This is a genomic window from Acidobacteriota bacterium (assembly GCA_016715115.1).
Taxonomy (GTDB): Bacteria; Acidobacteriota; Blastocatellia; order Pyrinomonadales; family Pyrinomonadaceae; genus JAFDVJ01.
The window spans coordinates 171,801-191,189 of sequence record JADKBM010000004.1 but is presented as its reverse complement, the minus strand read 5'-3'; the positions used below and the strand labels follow the sequence as shown (position 1 = coordinate 191,189).

The window sequence follows — 19,389 nt, the reverse complement described above, 5'->3', positions numbered from 1 at the left end:
TCTAAATCCGCGGCCCTCTAAAAGCCTTTCTTTCTCCAAAGTTTTTTTGTGTTCGTCAGCACACTGTTTACCTGGCATTGGGGTCCCCTTCATAAAGAGTTATCGCGAGCAAGATGAGTGTTTTCGTTATGTTCCCTAAACGACAAACGGGTTTTTATAGTAGTTGCTAAAACACTTTAGGGCAAACCGAATCTGGTCAAGGTGTCAAAAAACCCCTCGAAAACCTAAGACCTAAAACACCTATTTTTACAGGATTTCTCTACTCTGAAAACAACCTGTCAGAAAACTAATATTTATTGACACAAGGTTATTAGCAATTTCCTTCATGTCAAAGCTAATTGTTGTTTACGAAAGTAGCTGCCCGTTCTTGGCTGTTGCTATTGGAGGGGCTTTAGCAGTTTTCTCACCTGCCGAAACAGCTTGAGTTGTTTCATGAAAGTTTCGTGGGCGCACACAGGAATAGAAACATCGTTTGCTTACACTAGACAATCCTGATCGAAATTTGAGAATATTAGGGCTTGCGAATATTGACTTATATTTTTGTTGCTTACTTGCTGCTGCTATCGGTTCAGCCGTGTCGTGACAGCTTGTTGCCGAGCGACAATCAGGGGCATTCGATTCAGAAGGTCGCTCACTTAGACCCAATATCGCAAGACAGTGACAACAACACTAACGATGAATGTTCGCCGTTTTGCGTATGCTCATGCTGCGGAAGCAATCCGGCACCGACAATCGTTTACTCACTACCTGTGGCCTCTCCCGTTGGCCGAGGAGCAGCTAGTGACGTTTTCTCTCAATACAAAGCCCCTTACGAATCAACACGTTCTTTCTCCATTTGGCAACCGCCAAGAGCTTAACTAACAACCCATAAACTGCGCTTTTTAGATTGGATAGTCATGCCATTATCTGGCCGTTACTGTCTTGCATTTTTGTTAGTTTTTGCTTCAATGCTGTCCTAAACGTTTTCATTCCGGATTCCGACCGGCCTGAAACATTGGTTGTGACGCGTTCTCAGGCGTCGGATTTGAAAAGAACCCCCTGGTTCAAATTAATATGCCTTTTGGACGGCTCGGTGAACGGGTCGTCGAGCCAATGTTGCAAATCTATTTTGGTGTACATATTCAGCCGAATAAATGCCACTAAATTCGATAAATGCCATTTATATTTTGCCTTTGCTTTCAGATATTTCAAAAGCAGAATCGTGATCAGCGCGGTCCAGATCTGAATCATCACGGCGTTTAGAGTCGTGCCGATAAACGATTTGATATGAAGCAGCTGTTTGATCTCCCGAAAGAAGATCTCGATCTGCCAGCGGCTCTTGTAAAGGTCGCCGATCGTGTTTGCCGACCACGTAAAATTATTCGTCAATAGTTCGATCTCCTGTTGGTGTTCTTCATTCCAGACGACCACCCGGCGAAGCTTCTTCGGATAGCGTTGCTTCGATTTCGGAACGGCGAACTCGATGATCTGGTCCGCCCGAACAGGCGAATCGGACGGCGTCTCATTCTCCTTCAGAACCGTGTATTGGAGGTTCTCCTTGTGCCGGACGACGAACTTAACGCCGCTGCTGTCCCAAACGTTGAGCAAATAAAGATCGGCGTAGAAACGGTCGGCGACGACGACGCTTCCCGGGATCAGAGGAATGTCGTAAGCCCCTTTGTTATCGCCTGTTTTGCCCGTTGTGACGTTCACATAAACCGGCAATCCGCCGTCGTAATCGAGCAATGTGTGCAGCTTGACCGCGCCCTTCGCCGTCTTGTAATGCGCCCAGTCGAACAAGTCCAGACATAAACTGATCGTCGTCGAATCGAGCAGCAGAATCTTCGATTTGATCCTGAACTTTATCTTCCGGTGGGTCTTCTGCTGTCCTAAAAGATCGAGCAGATGAAAATAGTAATCCCTGAAGATGCGCCAGTCGCGATGTTTGTTCTGGTAACTGACCGACGACTTCGACGGTGCCTTGGCGACACCGAGATGATTCAGGTTGCCGGTCGCCGACCGAAGCCCGTTGCTGATGTCGCGGACCGACTGGCTCTTTGCGAACTGGCAAAACAGCATCGAGATCAGATGCGTCCAGCTGTCATAACCCTTTGCATGCTTGTCGGTCTGGTGCTTTCGGACAATCCGGTCGAATCCAAAACGATCCAAACGGGTGACGATCTGCGCAAATAATGTTATTTTTTCCATAAGAGAAGGTGTTGTTTTTGTTTCAACTCAACGATAGCCCGAATCAATTCAGGAAATCATTGAGAAAAACCACTTTCTCTATTTTTTTATCTGCTAAAATGACCCAGTTTTCAAAAAACGTTTAGGACGGGATTGTTTTTGCTTTTGGAATTTATGCACAGAGTTCTTTTACTGTTAGCACTGCTAACTGCGGCTGTCGCTGTATCGGGACAGACAAAGTTGGTCGATGCAACATACACGATCTATCACAGCCAAAACGATGGCATTTCCCTCGCGGAAATCGTCAAATTGGCTTTTGAAACAAACAGCGAGATAAAGATCGCACAACTTGAAGTGGATAGGGCGAAGGCTCGTCTGACGCAAGCCGGGCTTCGTCCAAATCCGACGCTTGAGGTCGAGCAAAGTTCTGGCCGATTACTTGGATCGCCGGGCGACTCGGAATTTAGCACCGGAATTTCTATCCCTTTAGAGCTTTACGGTCAACGAAACCGGCGAATCGAACGGGCAAGAGCCGAGATAATCTTGAAAGAAGCGGAGATCGGCATTAGGCGGCGAGAGATCGTTTCCCGCATTGTCTCTGACTATGCGGACGCTCTTTCGGCTTTTCGCGAGATCAAAATTCTTGACGAGATCATTGACATCGATCTTCAGACCGTCAAGTTTGTACAGATTCGCGTTAACGAGGGCGAAACCGCACCGTTAGAACTAAGCCTTTTACAAACTGAGGTCGAGCGATTGCGGGTTCAGCGTCAGCTTATCGAAGGGCGGCTCCAAACGGCGATCACGAAGCTAAAGTACTTCGCCGGTGTGCCATACGAGCAACCGCTTCGCCTCCGAGAAGAACTTCCGACCGCCACTTTTCCATCATTACCGCCTTCGACCGAAGTTGCGATTGCCGTTGGCCTAAAAAGCAGACCAGAGATTCGTGTTGCCGAGCTTGACGAACAATTGGGGAATGCGGGACTTAGGCTGATCCGAGCCGAGGCAAAACCTGAGTTTTCAGCTTTTACAAAGTTTTCTCTCAGCAGATCAACCATCGACTTGCCAACGGGATCGTTCCCGCAAGGTCGCGACCGGAATCTGTTGTTTGGGATAACGATTGGATTGCCTGTGTTTGATCGCAAACAGGGTGCAAAAGCCGAAGCCGCGATCACAGTTCGACAGGCTCAAGAACGTCGAACCTTCGCCGAGGGCGTTATCAGAAACGAGATCACCATCGCTTTCCAACAACTCGAAACGGCAAGAAAGGCACTCATCGCTCTTGAGACGAACGTGCTTCCGCGTTCGCGAGAAAACATCGAGACGATACGTCAGGTCTATCGGATCGGCCAGTTAAAGATCACCGATCTTTTGGTAGAGCAGCGTCGATTGATCGACGCGAATCGCGACGTGACCGAAACATTAACAAAGAAATATAAAGCCGAAGCTGATCTCTATATCGCACTCGGACTCACATTTGATAACTAGAGGAAAAGAATATGTCAGAAAATAAAACTCCAGAACAGAGCGAACATCACGCGGGCGACGAGGCAGAACTTGACCGTCTCGAATCAAATCTCGATGGTGCGGAACTACCCGAAACACCCGACACGGAGGTTTCACAGGAAAAGAAGCCGTTTCTCGCTTGGATCATCACAGCGGTTATCGTCGGGCTTATCGGTATCGTCGGAATTGCGTGGATAGTCAGCAATCGCAGCGCGACCGTCGATAAAGCCGTCACAGACGAGAAGAAGGAAGAACCCGGACACTCAGAGAATGAGACAGGGCGCGAAGTAAAACTCGACGCCGAAATGATCGAGTCGGCGGGAATCGAAACTGAGACTGTTACTCAGCGACCGGCGATTTCAAAACTGTACGTCACCGGTGCGGTCGAGCTAAATCCTGAAAAGACGGAAATGGCTACACCGCTTGTCGGAGGGCGCATCGAGCGGGTTTTTTACGGTGTTGGCGACAATGTTCAGAAGGGAGCGGTTCTTGCGGTGATTTCCAGTCCGCAACTTGCACAGATGCACGGCAAGCTACATGAGGCAAAGACACGCTACGAATTAGCGGGACGAAACCTCGCGCGCGTTAAAAAAGCAGAGAACCGCTCAGCCGTTCTCCAAGCAAAAGCCAGACTTGATGAGGCGGACGCGACGCTAAAACGAACGAAAAGACTTATCGAACTCGGAGCCGGTGCGGGAAAGGATATGGTCACGGCAGAGACGGCCTACAAAACTGCTAAGGCCGAATACGATTTCCAATCAAATATCGCCCTTAACCGGGAGCTACAGGAAGCCAAAGCCGAGGTTGAAACTTCGCGGGTCGATCTCCGCCATATCGAGGACGAAATGCGTTCGTTAGGAGTTCCCGTAGAATCTGGAGGCGACGACGACCATCGGAGCAATACGTCGCTAGTTTCGTTACGAGCGCCGTTGTCCGGCGTGATTACCGAAAGAAAGTTTAATTCCGGAGCGGGTGTCGAAGCGGCCACACCGATCTTTGCTATCTCAAATCTCAGCACCGTTTACGTCATTGCAAACGTTCCCGAATCCAATATCTCCAAGCTCAATATCGGAGCAATTGCAGAGATCAAATCGCCCAATATCGGCAATCTGAATGGTCGGGTTTCTTACATCGATCCGCAGCTTGATGAGACTACAAGAACGGCTCGTGTTCGGGTCGAAGTTCCAAACAGTAACGGCAAGCTTAGAGCCGGAATGTTTACCGAGGTCGGATTCTACGCCGGTACGACGGCAGCGACCGGAGAAGAATTGGCGGTTCGATCTAGCGCGATCCAACGTGAAGGAGACAAAACAATAATCTTCATTCCAAAAGACGACGAACCTGGTGCATACGAAGTTCGCGAAGTCGAGATCGGCGGCGAAGCCGAGGGATATACGATCATTCTTAAAGGTTTAGAGATAGGCGAAAAGGTGGTTACGAAGGGTAGCTTTGTTCTCAAAACTCAATTGGCGAAAGGCGATCTTGGAGAACACGGACACTAAGGAGAAATATGATCAACGCACTAATTCGCTTTTCTGTTGCTAATCGGCTGATCGTACTTCTTCTAGTCGGGATCATGGCCGCTGGTGGAGCTTACAGTCTTTTGAATCTGCCTATTGACGCGGTTCCCGACGTTACAAACGTTCAGGTTCAGGTACTTACGGCGGCACCGTCTTTGGCTCCGCTCGAAATGGAGCGACAAGTAACGTTTCCGGTCGAAGTCGCAATGTCAGGTTTGCCCGACGTTGAGGAAATACGCTCTGTTTCCAAATTTGGCCTTTCCGCCGTCACCGTCGTTTTCGACGATTCGGTTGATACCTACTTCGCGAGGCAGTTGGTACTCGAAAGGTTGTCACAAGCCCGCGAACAAATTCCGTCGTCTATCGGTTCGCCGGAAATGGGACCGATATCGACCGGACTAGGAGAAATTTATCAGTACGAACTTAGATCCCCCGACGGCAGTTATGATGCAAAGGCCCTGCGAACGATTCAAGATTGGAATGTACGCCGTCAATTATTGGGCGTTCCGGGTGCGACGGAGATCAATAGCTTTGGTGGTTTCGAGAAACAGTATCAAGTTCGAGTCACGCCGGAGAAGTTACAGTCGTACGGCCTCACTTTACGCGACGTTTATGACGCGGTATCTCGAAACAATGCTAATGTCGGCGGTGCGTATATCGAGAAAGGAGCGGAGCAGTATCTTTTACGCGGCATCGGCCTCATTGAAAAACCAAACGAGATCGGCGATATCGTAGTAAAGACCGGAAAGGAAGGCGTTCCCGTTTATGTTCGTGATGTTGCGGAGATCGTTGAAGGCTCTACCGTCAGACAAGGCGCGGTCACGGCAGACGGCAAGGGTGAGATCGTCGCCGGAATCGTCTTGATGCTAAAAGGTGAGAACTCGCGAACTGTCGTTCAGTCAGTAAAAGAGCGCGTCGAACAAGTCAAGAAATCCTTACCGAAAGGAGTCGAGCTTGTTCCTTTCTATGACCGAACAGAATTGATAGACCGTGCTATTGCGACCGTCGAGACGAATCTGATCGAAGGTGCAATTCTGGTGATCGTCGTTCTTTTGTTGCTGTTGGGGAATTGGCGGGGAGCATTGCTTGTTGCGACGATTATTCCGCTGTCGATGCTCTTCGCAGCGATCCTGATGCGGTTCTTTAACGTTTCGGGTAATTTGATGAGTCTCGGCGCATTGGACTTCGGACTTATCGTTGATGGAGCCGTCGTAATGGTCGAGAACGCCGTTCGCCGCCGTGCCGAAGCACAGCACGAAAAATCTCGCGAACCGCCCGAACGCACAATTCTCGAAGCGTGTCTAGAAGTTGCACGCCCTGTCGTTTTTGCCGTTGCGATCATCGCGATAGTTTATCTGCCTATCCTCAGCTTACGCGGCATCGAGGGCAAGATGTTCGTTCCAATGGCGCTTACGGTGATCTTTGCACTCTTAGGATCGCTCATACTTTCACTGACCTTCGTTCCGGCGATGCTTACTTTTGTGTTGAAGGGCAAGGTTTCAGAGAAGGAGAGTTTTCTAATTCGCTACGCAAAGCAGATCTACAAACCGGCGTACAGTTTCATGGCGAAGTATCGCCCGCAGGCGTTAGCGATAGCGATTGTTTTGGTCGTTATTTCCGGCGCGATCTTTCCCTTTTTAGGTTCAGAGTTTATACCGCGACTTGACGAAGGCGACCTTGCGGTTCAGGTTCAGCAATTGCCGAGCGTTTCTCTCGAACAATCGATAAGAACGACGACCGAAGTTGAGAAAGTATTGATGGCCTTTCCCGAGGTAAAGACGGTTATCTCAAAGACCGGGCGTGCCGAGGTTGCCACCGATCCTATGAGCGTCGATTTCTCCGATTTGTACATCGGCCTCAAGCCAAAGAGCGAGTGGAAAACCACAAAAGACAAGACTGTTTTGATCGAAAAGATGTCGGAGGCTCTCGAGGAAAAGGTTCCTTCGGCCATTATCAGCTTTTCGCAACCGATCGAGTTGCGTGTTGCGGAACTGATCTCCGGCGTTCGCAGCGATGTTGCCATCAAGATCTACGGTGACGATCTTGATGTATTAAAAGACAAGGCGGATGAGATCGTAAAGGCCGTTCAAACCGTCTCAGGAGCGGAGGATGTAAAAGCCGAGGCGACTTCGGGCTTGCCGCAACTTCAGATCAAACCAGACCGTGCGGCTATCGCTCGTTATGGTTTGAACGTAGAGGACGTTAACGATCTCGTTGAATCCGTTGTTGCGGGAAAAGAAGCTGGTCAGGTATATGAAGGTGAACAGCGGTTCAATCTTGTCGTTCGTTTGAATGAAGAATCAGGAGCGACCGTCGATTCGATCCGCAATTTGGTACTGACTGCATCGAATGGCTCCCGTGTTCCGCTATCTCAAGTTGCAGAGATAAAGCTAGCCGAGGGATCCGCGCAGATAACCCGTGAAGATACGCGCCGCCGGATCGGTGTCGAGTTAAACGTTCGCGGTCGTGACATCGGCTCATTCGTAGCGGAAGCACAAGCCAAGATCGAAAAGGACGTTCAGCTCCCACCCGGATATTATTTGAAATGGGGCGGAACATTTGAAAATCTTCAACGGGCATCGGCGAGGCTTTTGATCGTTGTTCCGATAGCTCTTTTCTTAATTTTCATATTGCTTTACACGACGTTTAGTTCGATAAGGCAGGCGTTCCTTATCTACACCGGAATTCCGTTCGCCATCGTTGGCGGAGTGATCGCATTGGCGATGCGAGGGATGCCATTCTCAATATCGGCGGGCGTAGGGTTTATTGCTTTATTTGGCGTAGCCGTCTTAAACGGCGTGGTGATGGTAAGTTTTATCAATCATCTTCGCGAAGAAGGAAAAACGGTTTTAGAAGCCGTTCGCGAAGGAGCGGAAACGCGTCTGCGGCCTGTCCTCATGACGGCTCTTGTAGCAAGTCTGGGATTTATCCCAATGGCAATCGCAACGTCAGCTGGAGCTGAAGTGCAACGGCCATTGGCGACGGTCGTTATCGGAGGCCTAATTACTTCTACACTTCTTACGTTGCTGATATTGCCAACGCTTTATGCATGGATCGAGAAAGATGTAGAAGGCGAATTTGCGGAGGAATAAACAATGAAACTGATAATCGCAGTAGTTCGGCCATTCACGGTAGAGAAGATCGTAACGGCCTTTGAAAACATCGAAGGCTTTCCCGGCATGACCGTCACTGATTCAGCCGGATTCGGCCAGCGGTTATTAACGACGGCTAATGATGCGCTTGATCCATTCAAGCAAAACAAGCGGATCGAGATAGCAGCGAATGAAGAAATGGTTGATTCAATAGTAGCGGCCATCAGGCACAATGCTCATACTGGGAAAAAAGGCGACGGCATCATTCTAGTGTTGCCGATCGAGAAGGCAGAACTGATCTAGTGCAGAGTGATTTGCAGGTCGGGCTTCGGCTAAACAATTTAAGGTATGACGATATTAGTTGAGAGTCACTTGCCTCTTCCGGCTGGAGAGGCGTGGCAGCTGGTAAAACGAAGTCAGACGCTGATCTTCGTCACACGCGGAATCATTGGCTTTCGTTCCGGTGATTTTCCGGCGATCTGGCAGCAAGGACAATTGATCTCGACCCGACTGTATGCTTTCGGCCTGATACCTCTGTGGAAGCATTCGTTGAAGTTTGAACGGATCGATGATGATCGAATGGAACTATCTACGAGCGAAAGCGGCGGATTGATCTCAGTCTGGAACCATCTGATCAAGATCGAGAAAGAGTCAGAGACCATCTGTAAATATTCGGATAAAGTTGAAATAAGGGCGGGAATCTTGACGCCACTTGTTTGTCTATTTGCGCAGGCGTTCTACCGCTATCGGCAGAGACGGTGGAAACTGATGGTTAATAGAACCGATTAGTGCAAAAAAACTATGGGACACGGACATACACACGAAATATCGGCGGCAGGGCGGAATAAGAAACCGCTAATGATCGTCTTTTGCCTGACGTTCTTTTATTTGATCGTCGAGGTAATTGGCGGATTTTGGACGGGCAGTTTGGCGTTGCTTGCGGACGCCGGACATATGTTGACCGATGTTGCGGGCGTCGGACTAGCATTGTTAGCAATATGTTTCGCAGAAAAGCCCGCATCGCCGGAAAAGACGTATGGCTATTTCCGTGTCGAAATACTCGCGGCGATGACGAACGCGATCATCCTGATCTTTATTTCGATCTACATCCTTTACGAAGCATACGAACGCTTCAAAAACCCGCCCGAAGTGCAGAGTGCGGCGATGATCGGCGTCGCATCGATTGGGTTGGTGGTCAATATTGTCGGTATGGTTATTCTGCGTTCCGGCTCCAAAGAAAGCCTGAACATGAAAGGCGCATATTATGAGGTTCTTTCGGACACGCTCACGTCTGTCGGTGTGATAATCGCTGGAATAATCATGCTCACGACCGGCTGGTATTACGCCGATCCGTTAATTTCGGCGGGAATCGGCTTGTTTATCTTGCCGCGAACATGGGCATTGCTAAAAGATGCAGTCGCTGTCTTGCTAGAAGGTACGCCGTCTGACGTAAACATAGCTAACGTGCGAGACAAACTTTCAAAGATCGAAGGCGTTGCCGAGATTCACGACCTTCATGTATGGTCGCTTACGTCGGGCGTAAATGCCTTGAGCGTCCACGCCGTGCTTGCCGACGGAGCCGAACACGACGATGTTCTGCAACGTGTCCACAATTCATGCACGAGCGAATTTAAGATCGCACACGTAACTGCCCAAACAGAACGGAAGGGCTTCGCGTGTCACGAAACGCATTTATAGTCTGATGGAGTAAGATATGAAAATCGGGGAAACGGCTTATGCCTCTTGAAAAATATATAGATACCGAGCTTACTTTGGCAGATTCGCTCATAGCTTCAGGTGATTACCATTCTGCCTATTACCATCTCGAAAGAGCGCACATTCTGGGTCAGGCAATCACCTATCAACACACCCGCATACATTGGCGGATGCTAAAGCTGGGGCTGAAAACGCGGTCGGTTCGCGAAATATGGGGTCAGATCGTTCGCATTATTGGAGCCTCGACCAAAACGCCCCTAGGCATCTATCCCGCAGGCAATACCGGCAAAGCGAATGTCTGGTTTTTCAAATCAATGAAGGTTCCAAGTGATTTACAGCGAATCCTTGATGAGTCTGAGCGATAACACTAAGAACTTATGCAAGAAACAAGCTGGTTTCATGTCGTCACCCAACATCCGATTATTGCCTTCCTGATCGGGGCTTTAATCGTGCTTGGACTACTGTTTCTGATCGTTAAATGGGCGGATCGTTTGTTTGTTTCGAGGGTGGAGGACACGAACAGCGCGGACAAGAGCGATGAATTACGAAATCGTTAATCAAAGAATTACAAATGCTGAGAGTCGTGGCCGATTGCTTGCCTATCTGACAATCGGCTGGAATTCGCTTGAAGGAATTATTGCGGTCGGAGCGGGAATCGTTGCCGGTAGCATCGCACTTGTTGGCTTTGGCGTTGACTCGGTTATTGAGGTTTCATCAGGAGCGATCATTCTTTGGCGTCTCGCGTCCGGCGAACGCCGCGAACGCCTCGCCTTGCGTCTTGTAGGCTTCAGCTTTGTTGCTCTAGCCGCCTATGTCGCTTTTGATGCGGTCAAATCTCTGTGGTTCCGCGAACTGCCCGAAATAAGCTACGTCGGCATTGCTATTGCCGCCCTTTCTCTGGTCGTTATGCCGTTTCTCGCCCACGCAAAGCGAAAGGTCGCCGCCGAATTGAACAGTAACGCGATGAAAGCCGATTCACGTCAAACTGATCTTTGTGCCTATCTTTCCGCGATCCTTCTCGGCGGATTGATCCTAAACGCCATCTTCGCTTGGTGGTGGGCTGATCCGGTTGCCGCCCTCATAATGGTTCCGATCATAACCAAAGAAGGCATCGAAGCCCTACGCGGCGAAACGTGCTGTGACACTTGTTCCTAATCTCTAATTCAATAATCGGCCAACTACTCATAGTGCATGCTAATCGTCGATAATTCGTATTTTAAAACAATGTCAAACAACTGTAGTTTTTTGACTCCATTCCCCAGGCCCGCTATTATTCACCCATGCGAGTAGGACCTTACGCGCGGGTATCAACCCACGATCAACAAACCCTTCCGACGCGTTAAGAATCTTCTACAATTAGACATTACAGTTAAGATTCCCGACTTCCCTGTTATGACAACCGCTAGGAATTGTCCACTTTTCTCATGCTATAGTTAGACAAAAGAGTTATTATGTCCAGTTCCATATGGCCCGATCTCAAAAGTCAGAAACCATTAAATTCCTAACCCTCGACGAAACACAACGTCTTTTAGCTGTCATCCAAAATAAACGCGACAAGGCAATTTTCTTGACCGCGTACCGGCACGGACTCCGGGCCAGCGAAATTGGCCTGCTTCATTTGCAGGACTTTGATTTTCAGAAGCAGCGCGTAATGATTCACCGGCTCAAAGGTTCCCTCTCCGGCGTGCATCCACTGCAGTCAGACGAAAGTCGGATTCTGAAAAGCTATATTAAAACGCGTACGGGCCAATCCCCTACCCTGTTTGTATCCAACCGTAATTTGCCGATCAGCAGAAAAACACTTGATGTATTAATGAAGCAGTACGGAGAGAAAGCGAAACTACCATCTAACAAACGCCACTTCCATGTATTGAAGCACTCAATTGCTACTCACCTGCTCGACACCGGGGAGGCCGATATCCGTTTTGTCCAGGACTGGCTCGGACACGCAAACATTCAAAATACGGTAATTTACGCTTCCCTTGTCTCGGCAACCCGGGAAAGAAAGGCCCGAAAGCATTTTTTCAAGTTGCCGAAGTTCTGATGACGAGGAGAAACCTGTGCCCGGGCATGCAACCCCTCAAGTAGAGGTTGCACCTGATGCCAATACCTCCATTTTGCGTTTTCCCCTGGACCTTAACCAGAGTTCTCAAAATGAGCACCTGCTACGGCCGCCGAAATGATTCTAACTGCGGGTCTATTGGTTAGCGGCAGGAGCCCTATTCTAAACACTGAGGACATCTTTTACCGACGTTAGAATCCTTATAAAACCGAAACCGAATCCAGGATTTGGCCGTAGCGACAGGGGTTTTGTGCTATCATTTTCCACCGACTTAAATGGCTTTTAACGAAAATACAAGAGTAAAAATCCCAGCTATTTTGCACTTGTGCAGACTTGGCTATGAGTATCTTCCCATTTCCTCGGTCCGATGGGATGAGGAAACGAATGTTGCTTGCGAAGTCTTCCTCAACTCGATGCGTCGGATCAATCCGGAAATCGAAGATGAAGATGTCGGTCGGCTGCTTGAAGATATAAAGCTCGAACTCGATAATGAGGATCTTGGCTGGGCTTTCTTCAAGAGGCTGTTGTCATCCAGCACACCGAAAATCATTGACTTCGAAAACTTCGACAATAATTCTTTCCATGTTGTCACCGAGTTGCCGTGTCAGAATGGTGAGGACGAGTTTCGTCCCGATATTACTGTCCTTATCAACGGAATGCCGCTGGCATTTATTGAGGTCAAGAAGCCAAACAATCATGAAGGCGTGCTTGCTGAACGTGATCGAATTAACACCCGATTTGGCAACAAGAAATTCCGAAAGTTTATCAACATTACCCAGCTGCTCGTATTCTCAAACAACATGGAGTATGACCTTGAATCTGTCGAACCGATTCAAGGGGCTTTTTATTCGTCTACATCCACAACAACGGCCAACTTTAATTGTTTTCGCGAAGAGCGAAAAGAGGAACTTGGCGGCATTTTGGCGGAGGAAGATGACGAACGCGAAAATCTGATCCTTATCGACAATAATCTTTTAACGATTAAGCATTCCCCGGAATTTCTTACGAACAAGGATCCGGATAAACCAACTAACCGAATCATCACGTCGCTATTTTCAAGAGATCGATTAAAGATGCTTTTGAAATACTGCATTGCCTACGTACATGAGCAAAACGGTATTGAGAAGCATGTAATGCGCTATCCGCAGTTCTTCGCTACAAAGGCGATTGAAGTCCAATTGGACAAAGGGGCGACCAAAGGCGTGATTTGGCACACGCAGGGCAGTGGCAAGACGGCCCTTGCCTACTACAACGTTAATTACCTTACGGACTATTACCGAGACAAGGGCATTATTCCGAAGTTCTATTTCATTGTTGACCGCATTGATCTACTTACACAGGCCAAGCAGGAATTCACGAGCCGAGGCCTTGCTGTTAGAACCGTGAATTCGCGGGACGAATTGCTAGCTGATTTCAAATCAAATCAGGCGATCCATAACCTTTCCGGCCAGCGTGAGATCACCGTAGTAAATATCCAGAAGTTCAAGGATGATTCCGACATTCTCAAGCCGAGTGATTATGACCTTAACGTCAAACGAATCTATTTCCTCGATGAGGTTCATCGCAGCTACAACCCAAAAGGCAGTTTTCTCGCCAACTTAGTCAATTCAGATCGAAACGCTATTCATATCGGCCTCACTGGTACGCCATTGATCGGTAAGAGTGTCCACACAACACAGCTATTCGGCGATTACTTTCACAAGTATTATTACAACCGCTCAATTGAAGATGGCTACACTCTCAAGCTCATTCGCGAGGGAATCGAAACCGAATATCGCATGAGATTGCAGCAGGCGTTGGAGCAAGTTCAGGTTCTCAAGAAGAGCGTCGATCCGGCAATTCTGTTTGCCCATGAACGATTTGTTGAACCTATGCTGGATTACATTATTCGGGATTTCGTGAACAGTCGTATCCGAATGAACGACGACAGTATAGGAGCAATGGTCGTTTGCCATAGCGCCGAACAAGCGCGAAACCTATTCAAGATCTTTGTAAGCAAATACAACCCGGATAACAAAGTCATTTCAAATGTTGAGCCGTTTACACCAAATTCTGAAATGCCTGAGGAAAGCGCAAAATACCTCGAAAAGAAGAACCTTTCCGCCTCACTTGTTCTCTGGGATGTTGGAGCTAAAGAAGATCGAAAGGATGAGATAGACGAGTTCAAAGCGGGAAATATCGATATCCTTTTCGTTTACAACATGCTGTTGACGGGCTTTGACGCAAAGCGGCTTAAAAAGCTCTATCTCTCTCGAAATATTAAAGATCACAACCTATTGCAGACTTTGACGCGAGTCAACCGTCCGTATAAGAAGTTTCGCTATGGTTATGTTGTCGATTTTGCAGATATTCGTGATTCGTTTGAGGCTACTAATCAGGCTTACTTAAATGAACTGCAAGATGAACTCGGCAATGAATTTGAAACTTATACGGGCCTGTTCCTTTCCCCGGATGAGATAGAAATTGAGATCGCAGAAATTCAGGACAAACTCTTTTCATTCGACCTTAAAAACGCCGAAAACTTCTCGACCCAAATTAGTCAGATCGAAGATCGCAAAGAAGTACTTGAGATCAAGAAAGCTCTGCAACGCGCCCGCGATCTTTACAACATAATCCGTACGACTGGACACGTTGAGTTGCTTGAGAAGATCGATTTTCGAAAGCTTAGCGAGCTATACATTGTTGCCCATGACCGACTTGCCATATTAAATCTCAAGGACGCGCTTAAAAACAATGTCGATAATACTGAGCTTCTTAATGTAGCTCTCGAAGAAGTGATCTTCAGCTTTCGAAAAGTTTCGCAAGAGGAACTGAGAATCGCGGATGAACTTAAAGATATCCTCAAGAAGACTCGCGAAGGGCTTTCCGCAAACTTTGATAAGAAAGACCCCGAATTTATCGGCCTCTACGAAGAACTGAGACGACTGTTTGCCGACCGCAATCTAGACGAGGTTACGCAGGACGAGATGAAGTCAAATATCGCATCACTTCAACAAATTTATGACAAGGTTACGGATTTAAACCGTCGAAACAATCTGCTCAAAGATAAATACAGGAACGATGTTAAGTATGTCCGCGTTCACAAGCGCCTTGTAGAACGAGGCACGGTGACGAAACGTGAAGGCCAGATTTACGACCGCCTCACAGGCATCAAAACGATCATCGATAATCGCCTGGTGAATCAGCATCAGTTATTGAAGAATGACGGATTTTTCAAAGCCTTTGTTGATGGCGAGGTCGTAATCAAGTTTGAAGATGTCGATCCTAGGCTCGATGTTGTAACTTCCGACTACATCACCGACTGCCTTGTTTACGAGTATTTAGAAGAGTATCGAGGAAAGATTTAATGTCCGTTCAGTTAACACAGGATTTTGCGTCGCAGACCAAGGCGTTGATCGACAATCTTAAAACCATCTGCGCCAGTGCCGGGCTTGGCAATGACGGCAACGAGTTTAAGATCATCACGCAGACGTTTCTCTACAAGTTCATGAACGACAAGTTCGGGTATGAGATCAAGGAGCGTCATCCCGAACTAAAAACGGCGGAAAGCTGGGAAAAGCATTTGGAATCTTTGCCCGCCGAGCAATACACGCTTTGGCTCAAAGCATTGCCGGCTGAAAGCGCGAGATTGCGTCCTGAGCATTTGATCTCCTCTCTCTTTAACCGCACGAACGAGCCGGAGTTTGCAAAGCTTTTTGACGATACGCTCCGCGACATCTCGATCCTTAACGCAAACGTATTTTCGATCAAGACGGACAGCGGACAAAAGGACAAACTTTTCGATGAACTGAGCAACTTCATCACGGACAGTTCCAAGCGGGACGACTTCTGCCGTGCGTTGGTAAACCAACTTGTCAATTTCAGCTTCGAACGGATATTTGCTCAAAAGTTCGATTTCTTTGCTGAGATATTCGAATATCTCATTAAGGATTACAACAAGGATGGCGGCGGTAAGTATGCCGAGTATTATACGCCGCATGCAGTCGCCAGAATTATCGCTGCGATCCTGATTCCCGAACCGGTCAGTGATGTCACCTGCTTTGATCCGGCGGCGGGATCGGGCCGTTTGCTTATGGATCTGGCACATGCCATTGGTGAGGAAAAATGTACGCTATATTCGCAGGACATCTCGCAGAAATCGACGAGTATGCTGCGGCTCAATCTGATATTGAACAACCTCGTGCATTCGATGAACAATGTGGTACGCGGTGATGTTCTGACGTCTCCGTATCATAAAAACGGCGACAAGCTAGACACTTTTGACTACATCGTTTCAAATCCGCCCTTCAAGCTCGATTTCAGCAACATTCATGACCAGCTTGATGTAAAGGAGAATCACGGACGCTTTTTTGCCGGTATTCCGAATGTTCCGGCGAAAAAGAAAGAGTCGATGGCGATCTATCTGCTCTTTATCCAGCACATCATCTACACGCTCAAAGCCAACGGCAAAGCTGCGGTCGTCGTTCCGACAGGATTTCTTACTGCACAGTCGGGCATTGAGAAAAAGATACGAACAAAACTTGTTGATGAAAAGATGCTTCGAGGCGTGGTTTCGATGCCGAGCAATATATTTGCAACGACCGGAACAAATGTTTCCGTTCTCTTTATCGACAAGGCCAACAAAAAAGGCGACATCGTCCTGATGGACGCCTCAAAGCTCGGAACAACGGTCAAAGAAGGCAAGAATCAAAAGACCCTGCTCTCACACGACGAAGAACAAAAGATCATCGACACATTCAACCGCCACGAAGCCGTTGAAGACTTTACCGTCGTCGTCGGCTACGACGAGATCAAAGCAAAAAACTATTCATTCAGCGCCGGACAATACTTCGACATAAAGATCGAATACACCGACATCACCGCTGAAGAGTTTGACGCGAAGATGAATGAGTACAAATCAATCCTTGCTTCAATGTTCGGGGAATCAAAAGTTTTAGAGAACGAGATTCAAAGGCAATTGTCACAACTTACATATGGATGAATGGGCGACAATTAAACTTGGCGACATTTCGGAAATGTGTCTCGGCAAGATGTTAGATAAGGCGAAGAACAAAGGAGAGTTTCATCCGTATTTATCAAACATCGACGTTCGTTGGGGCAGTTTTGATCTTTCCGAACTGAGGCTGATGCGCTTTGAAGACCGCGAGCATGAACGATACGGATTAAAGGGCGGAGATTTAGTTGTTTGCGAAGGTGGAGAGCCGGGACGCTGCGCAATCTGGAAAGGCCAAGTCCCGGATATGAAAATCCAGAAAGCTCTTCATAGAGTCAGGATCGCGGAAAACTACAGCAATTCATTTATTTACTATCGAATGTTACTCGCGGGACGGACTGGCGGACTCGCAAAACACTTCATTGGCTCAACCATCAAACACCTAACCGGAGATAGATTAAGAGAGGTCGAATTTGCCGTACCCTCTTTGGAAACTCAACAAAAGATCGCGGCGGTGCTTTCGGCTTTGGATGCGAAGATCGAGGTTAACAACCGCATCAATGCCGAGTTGGAAGCGATGGCAAAGACGCTTTATGACTATTGGTTCGTCCAGTTCGATTTCCCCGACGAAAACCGCGAACCCTACAAATCCTCCGGCGGCAAAATGACCTTCAACCCCGATCTAAAAAGAAACATCCCCGACGGTTGGGATGCTGGAACTTTAACAAGCCTTGCGAACATTATCGGCGGAAGCACGCCGCCAAAAGAAATTCCAGAATACTTTTCGACTAAAGGAACGGCTTGGATCACGCCAAAAGATTTATCTCTAAACGGCAATAATAAGTTCATCTCAAATGGTGAGACGGATGTCACCGAACAAGGCATAAAGAAAACATCGTTACAGATCATGCCGCGAGGAACAGTCCTAATGAGTTCTCGCGCACCCGTTGGTTATCTCGCTATCTCGACCGGAAAGGTAACAACAAATCAGGGATTTAAATCATTTGTTCCTAAAGAAGGTTTTTCGACGCCGTTTGTTTTTTATACCGTTAAGAACTTAATTCCTGCGATAAAGAACAATTCCGGCGGCTCAACATTCAAAGAGGTTTCAACCGAATCGCTCCGAACAATTCCAACGCCACTTCCTGATAGAAATTTGATCGAAAATTACGCAAAGGTTATTCAAAGCACATTTGAACGTCAGGAATTACTTGAAACGGAAAACCAACGCCTCTCCACCCTCCGCGACTGGCTGCTGCCAATGCTTATGAACGGACAAGTTACGGTAAAATAACACAAATGAACTTAGACGAACTGCAAAGCTATTCTGACGTAATTGATTACCTAGACGGCAAAGGGCGTCCGCGTCATCTCCTCCTCGGAAACGGCTTCAGCATGGCCTACGACAAGGACATTTTTTCGTATAACGCCCTAAGCTCCTTCATTGACCAAATCGACGACGATCTCCTCAAAAAGCTTTTCCAAGTTATTAACACGAAGAACTTCGAGGTTGTAATGCAACACCTCGATAACTTCATCGAAATCGCAAGGGTTTTCACCGAGGACAAAAATCTTGTCGATAGGCTCGTAGCTGCAACTGAGACTTTGAAAATGAGCCTTATTGATGCGGTGAAAACGCTCCACCCCGAACATGTGTTCAAGGTTCCGGCTGAGAGGAGTGAGAAATGTGCAGAATTTCTCAAGATGTTTCTTGCGAACGGCGGGAAAGTGTTCACAACCAATTATGATCTCCTTCTCTACTGGGTAATGATGCGAAATGGACTAGAGGATGCTATCGACGGTTTCGGGAAGGAATTCGAAGGTTATGATACCGCCACCCGCGAGCCGGAGTTTGCTGACTTGTGTTGGGGCAAACGTCGCAATGAGCAAGCGGTCTTCTATCTCCACGGCGCGTTGCACCTTTTCGACACTGGAGTTGAGATCGTGAAGGAGCTTTACGACAGTGAGCATTATCTATTAACGAAGATTAAAGAGCGGATCGAAAATAAGGATTATCCGATATTCGTCACTGCCGGCAACGGCCATGACAAGATGACGCACGTCACTCATAACAAATATCTCCAACATGGCTTCGATACTTTCTCTGGTATCCAGGGATCACTGATTGTCTTCGGCTTCGGGTTTGGTGATTCTGACTCACATATCATCGATGCCATCAACAAGGCCGCTAAGCATGGCCAGTTAACGAACGAGAAGTTACTAAGTGTGTACATAGGCGTAAACTCCCAAGCCAGTCTCGATCGAATGGAACAGATTGCAGAGAGATTCCAGTGCAAGGTGAACTATTACGATGCACGAACTGTTGGCGTTTGGGGTTGACATCGCCACCCTCCACAGGTTTATCCAAATCGGAATTTGAAAACGATAGGCGTG

The 19,389-nt window shown here is 47.8% G+C and carries 15 protein-coding genes; 14 read left to right on the top strand and 1 reads right to left on the bottom strand.

Annotated elements, in window-relative coordinates:
• Positions 1-1,011 precede the first annotated feature (1,011 nt).
• Positions 1,012-2,187 (bottom strand): IS4 family transposase, encoded by a 1,176-nt coding sequence (locus tag IPN69_03055; GenBank protein MBK8809692.1) that lies wholly within the window; start codon positions 2,185-2,187, stop codon positions 1,012-1,014.
• A 138-nt stretch (positions 2,188-2,325) separates the two neighbouring features.
• Here IPN69_03055 and IPN69_03050 point away from each other — a divergent pair, with 138 nt between their 5' ends.
• From IPN69_03050 to IPN69_02985, 14 genes are all read left to right on the top strand, one after another.
• A complete protein-coding gene (locus IPN69_03050; GenBank protein ID MBK8809691.1) occupies positions 2,326-3,654 on the top strand; it encodes a TolC family protein in 1,329 nt (442 codons plus the stop codon).
• Between the two features lie 11 nt (positions 3,655-3,665).
• Complete coding sequence (locus tag IPN69_03045) at positions 3,666-5,174, top strand: efflux RND transporter periplasmic adaptor subunit (protein MBK8809690.1); 1,509 nt, start codon at positions 3,666-3,668, stop codon at positions 5,172-5,174.
• An 8-nt stretch (positions 5,175-5,182) separates the two neighbouring features.
• Positions 5,183-8,284 carry an efflux RND transporter permease subunit gene (locus IPN69_03040; GenBank protein MBK8809689.1) on the top strand — a complete coding sequence of 1,034 codons (3,102 nt, stop codon included), beginning with the start codon at positions 5,183-5,185 and terminating at the stop codon, positions 8,282-8,284.
• Between the two features lie 3 nt (positions 8,285-8,287).
• Positions 8,288-8,587, top strand: coding sequence for a P-II family nitrogen regulator (locus IPN69_03035; GenBank protein ID MBK8809688.1), 300 nt, complete (start codon positions 8,288-8,290; stop codon positions 8,585-8,587).
• Between the two features lie 45 nt (positions 8,588-8,632).
• Complete coding sequence (locus IPN69_03030) at positions 8,633-9,073, top strand: hypothetical protein (protein ID MBK8809687.1); 441 nt, start codon at positions 8,633-8,635, stop codon at positions 9,071-9,073.
• 12 nt (positions 9,074-9,085) lie between these two features.
• Positions 9,086-9,982: a cation transporter gene (locus IPN69_03025; GenBank protein MBK8809686.1), complete on the top strand. Its 897-nt coding sequence runs from the start codon at positions 9,086-9,088 to the stop codon at positions 9,980-9,982.
• 38 nt (positions 9,983-10,020) lie between these two features.
• On the top strand, positions 10,021-10,365 hold the full coding sequence (locus IPN69_03020) for a DUF3703 domain-containing protein (protein MBK8809685.1): 345 nt from the start codon (positions 10,021-10,023) through the stop codon (positions 10,363-10,365).
• A 12-nt stretch (positions 10,366-10,377) separates the two neighbouring features.
• Positions 10,378-10,557, top strand: coding sequence for a hypothetical protein (locus IPN69_03015; GenBank protein ID MBK8809684.1), 180 nt, complete (start codon positions 10,378-10,380; stop codon positions 10,555-10,557).
• Entirely contained in the window at positions 10,538-11,155 is a 618-nt protein-coding gene (locus tag IPN69_03010) for a cation transporter (GenBank protein ID MBK8809683.1), read from the top strand. Before IPN69_03015 ends, IPN69_03010 begins: the two co-directional genes overlap by 20 nt.
• 310 nt (positions 11,156-11,465) lie before the next feature.
• Positions 11,466-12,044 (top strand): tyrosine-type recombinase/integrase, encoded by a 579-nt coding sequence (locus tag IPN69_03005; protein ID MBK8809682.1) that lies wholly within the window; start codon positions 11,466-11,468, stop codon positions 12,042-12,044.
• Between the two features lie 293 nt (positions 12,045-12,337).
• Positions 12,338-15,409: a type I restriction endonuclease subunit R gene (locus IPN69_03000; protein MBK8809681.1), complete on the top strand. Its 3,072-nt coding sequence runs from the start codon at positions 12,338-12,340 to the stop codon at positions 15,407-15,409.
• Positions 15,409-17,043, top strand: a complete 1,635-nt coding sequence (locus IPN69_02995; protein MBK8809680.1) for an SAM-dependent DNA methyltransferase — start codon at positions 15,409-15,411, stop codon at positions 17,041-17,043. Before IPN69_03000 ends, IPN69_02995 begins: the two co-directional genes overlap by 1 nt.
• A complete protein-coding gene (locus IPN69_02990) occupies positions 17,036-18,289 on the top strand; it encodes a restriction endonuclease subunit S (GenBank protein MBK8809679.1) in 1,254 nt (417 codons plus the stop codon). Before IPN69_02995 ends, IPN69_02990 begins: the two co-directional genes overlap by 8 nt.
• A 5-nt stretch (positions 18,290-18,294) precedes the next feature.
• A complete protein-coding gene (locus IPN69_02985) occupies positions 18,295-19,335 on the top strand; it encodes a DUF4917 family protein (protein ID MBK8809678.1) in 1,041 nt (346 codons plus the stop codon).
• The last annotated feature ends 54 nt before the right edge of the window (positions 19,336-19,389 follow it).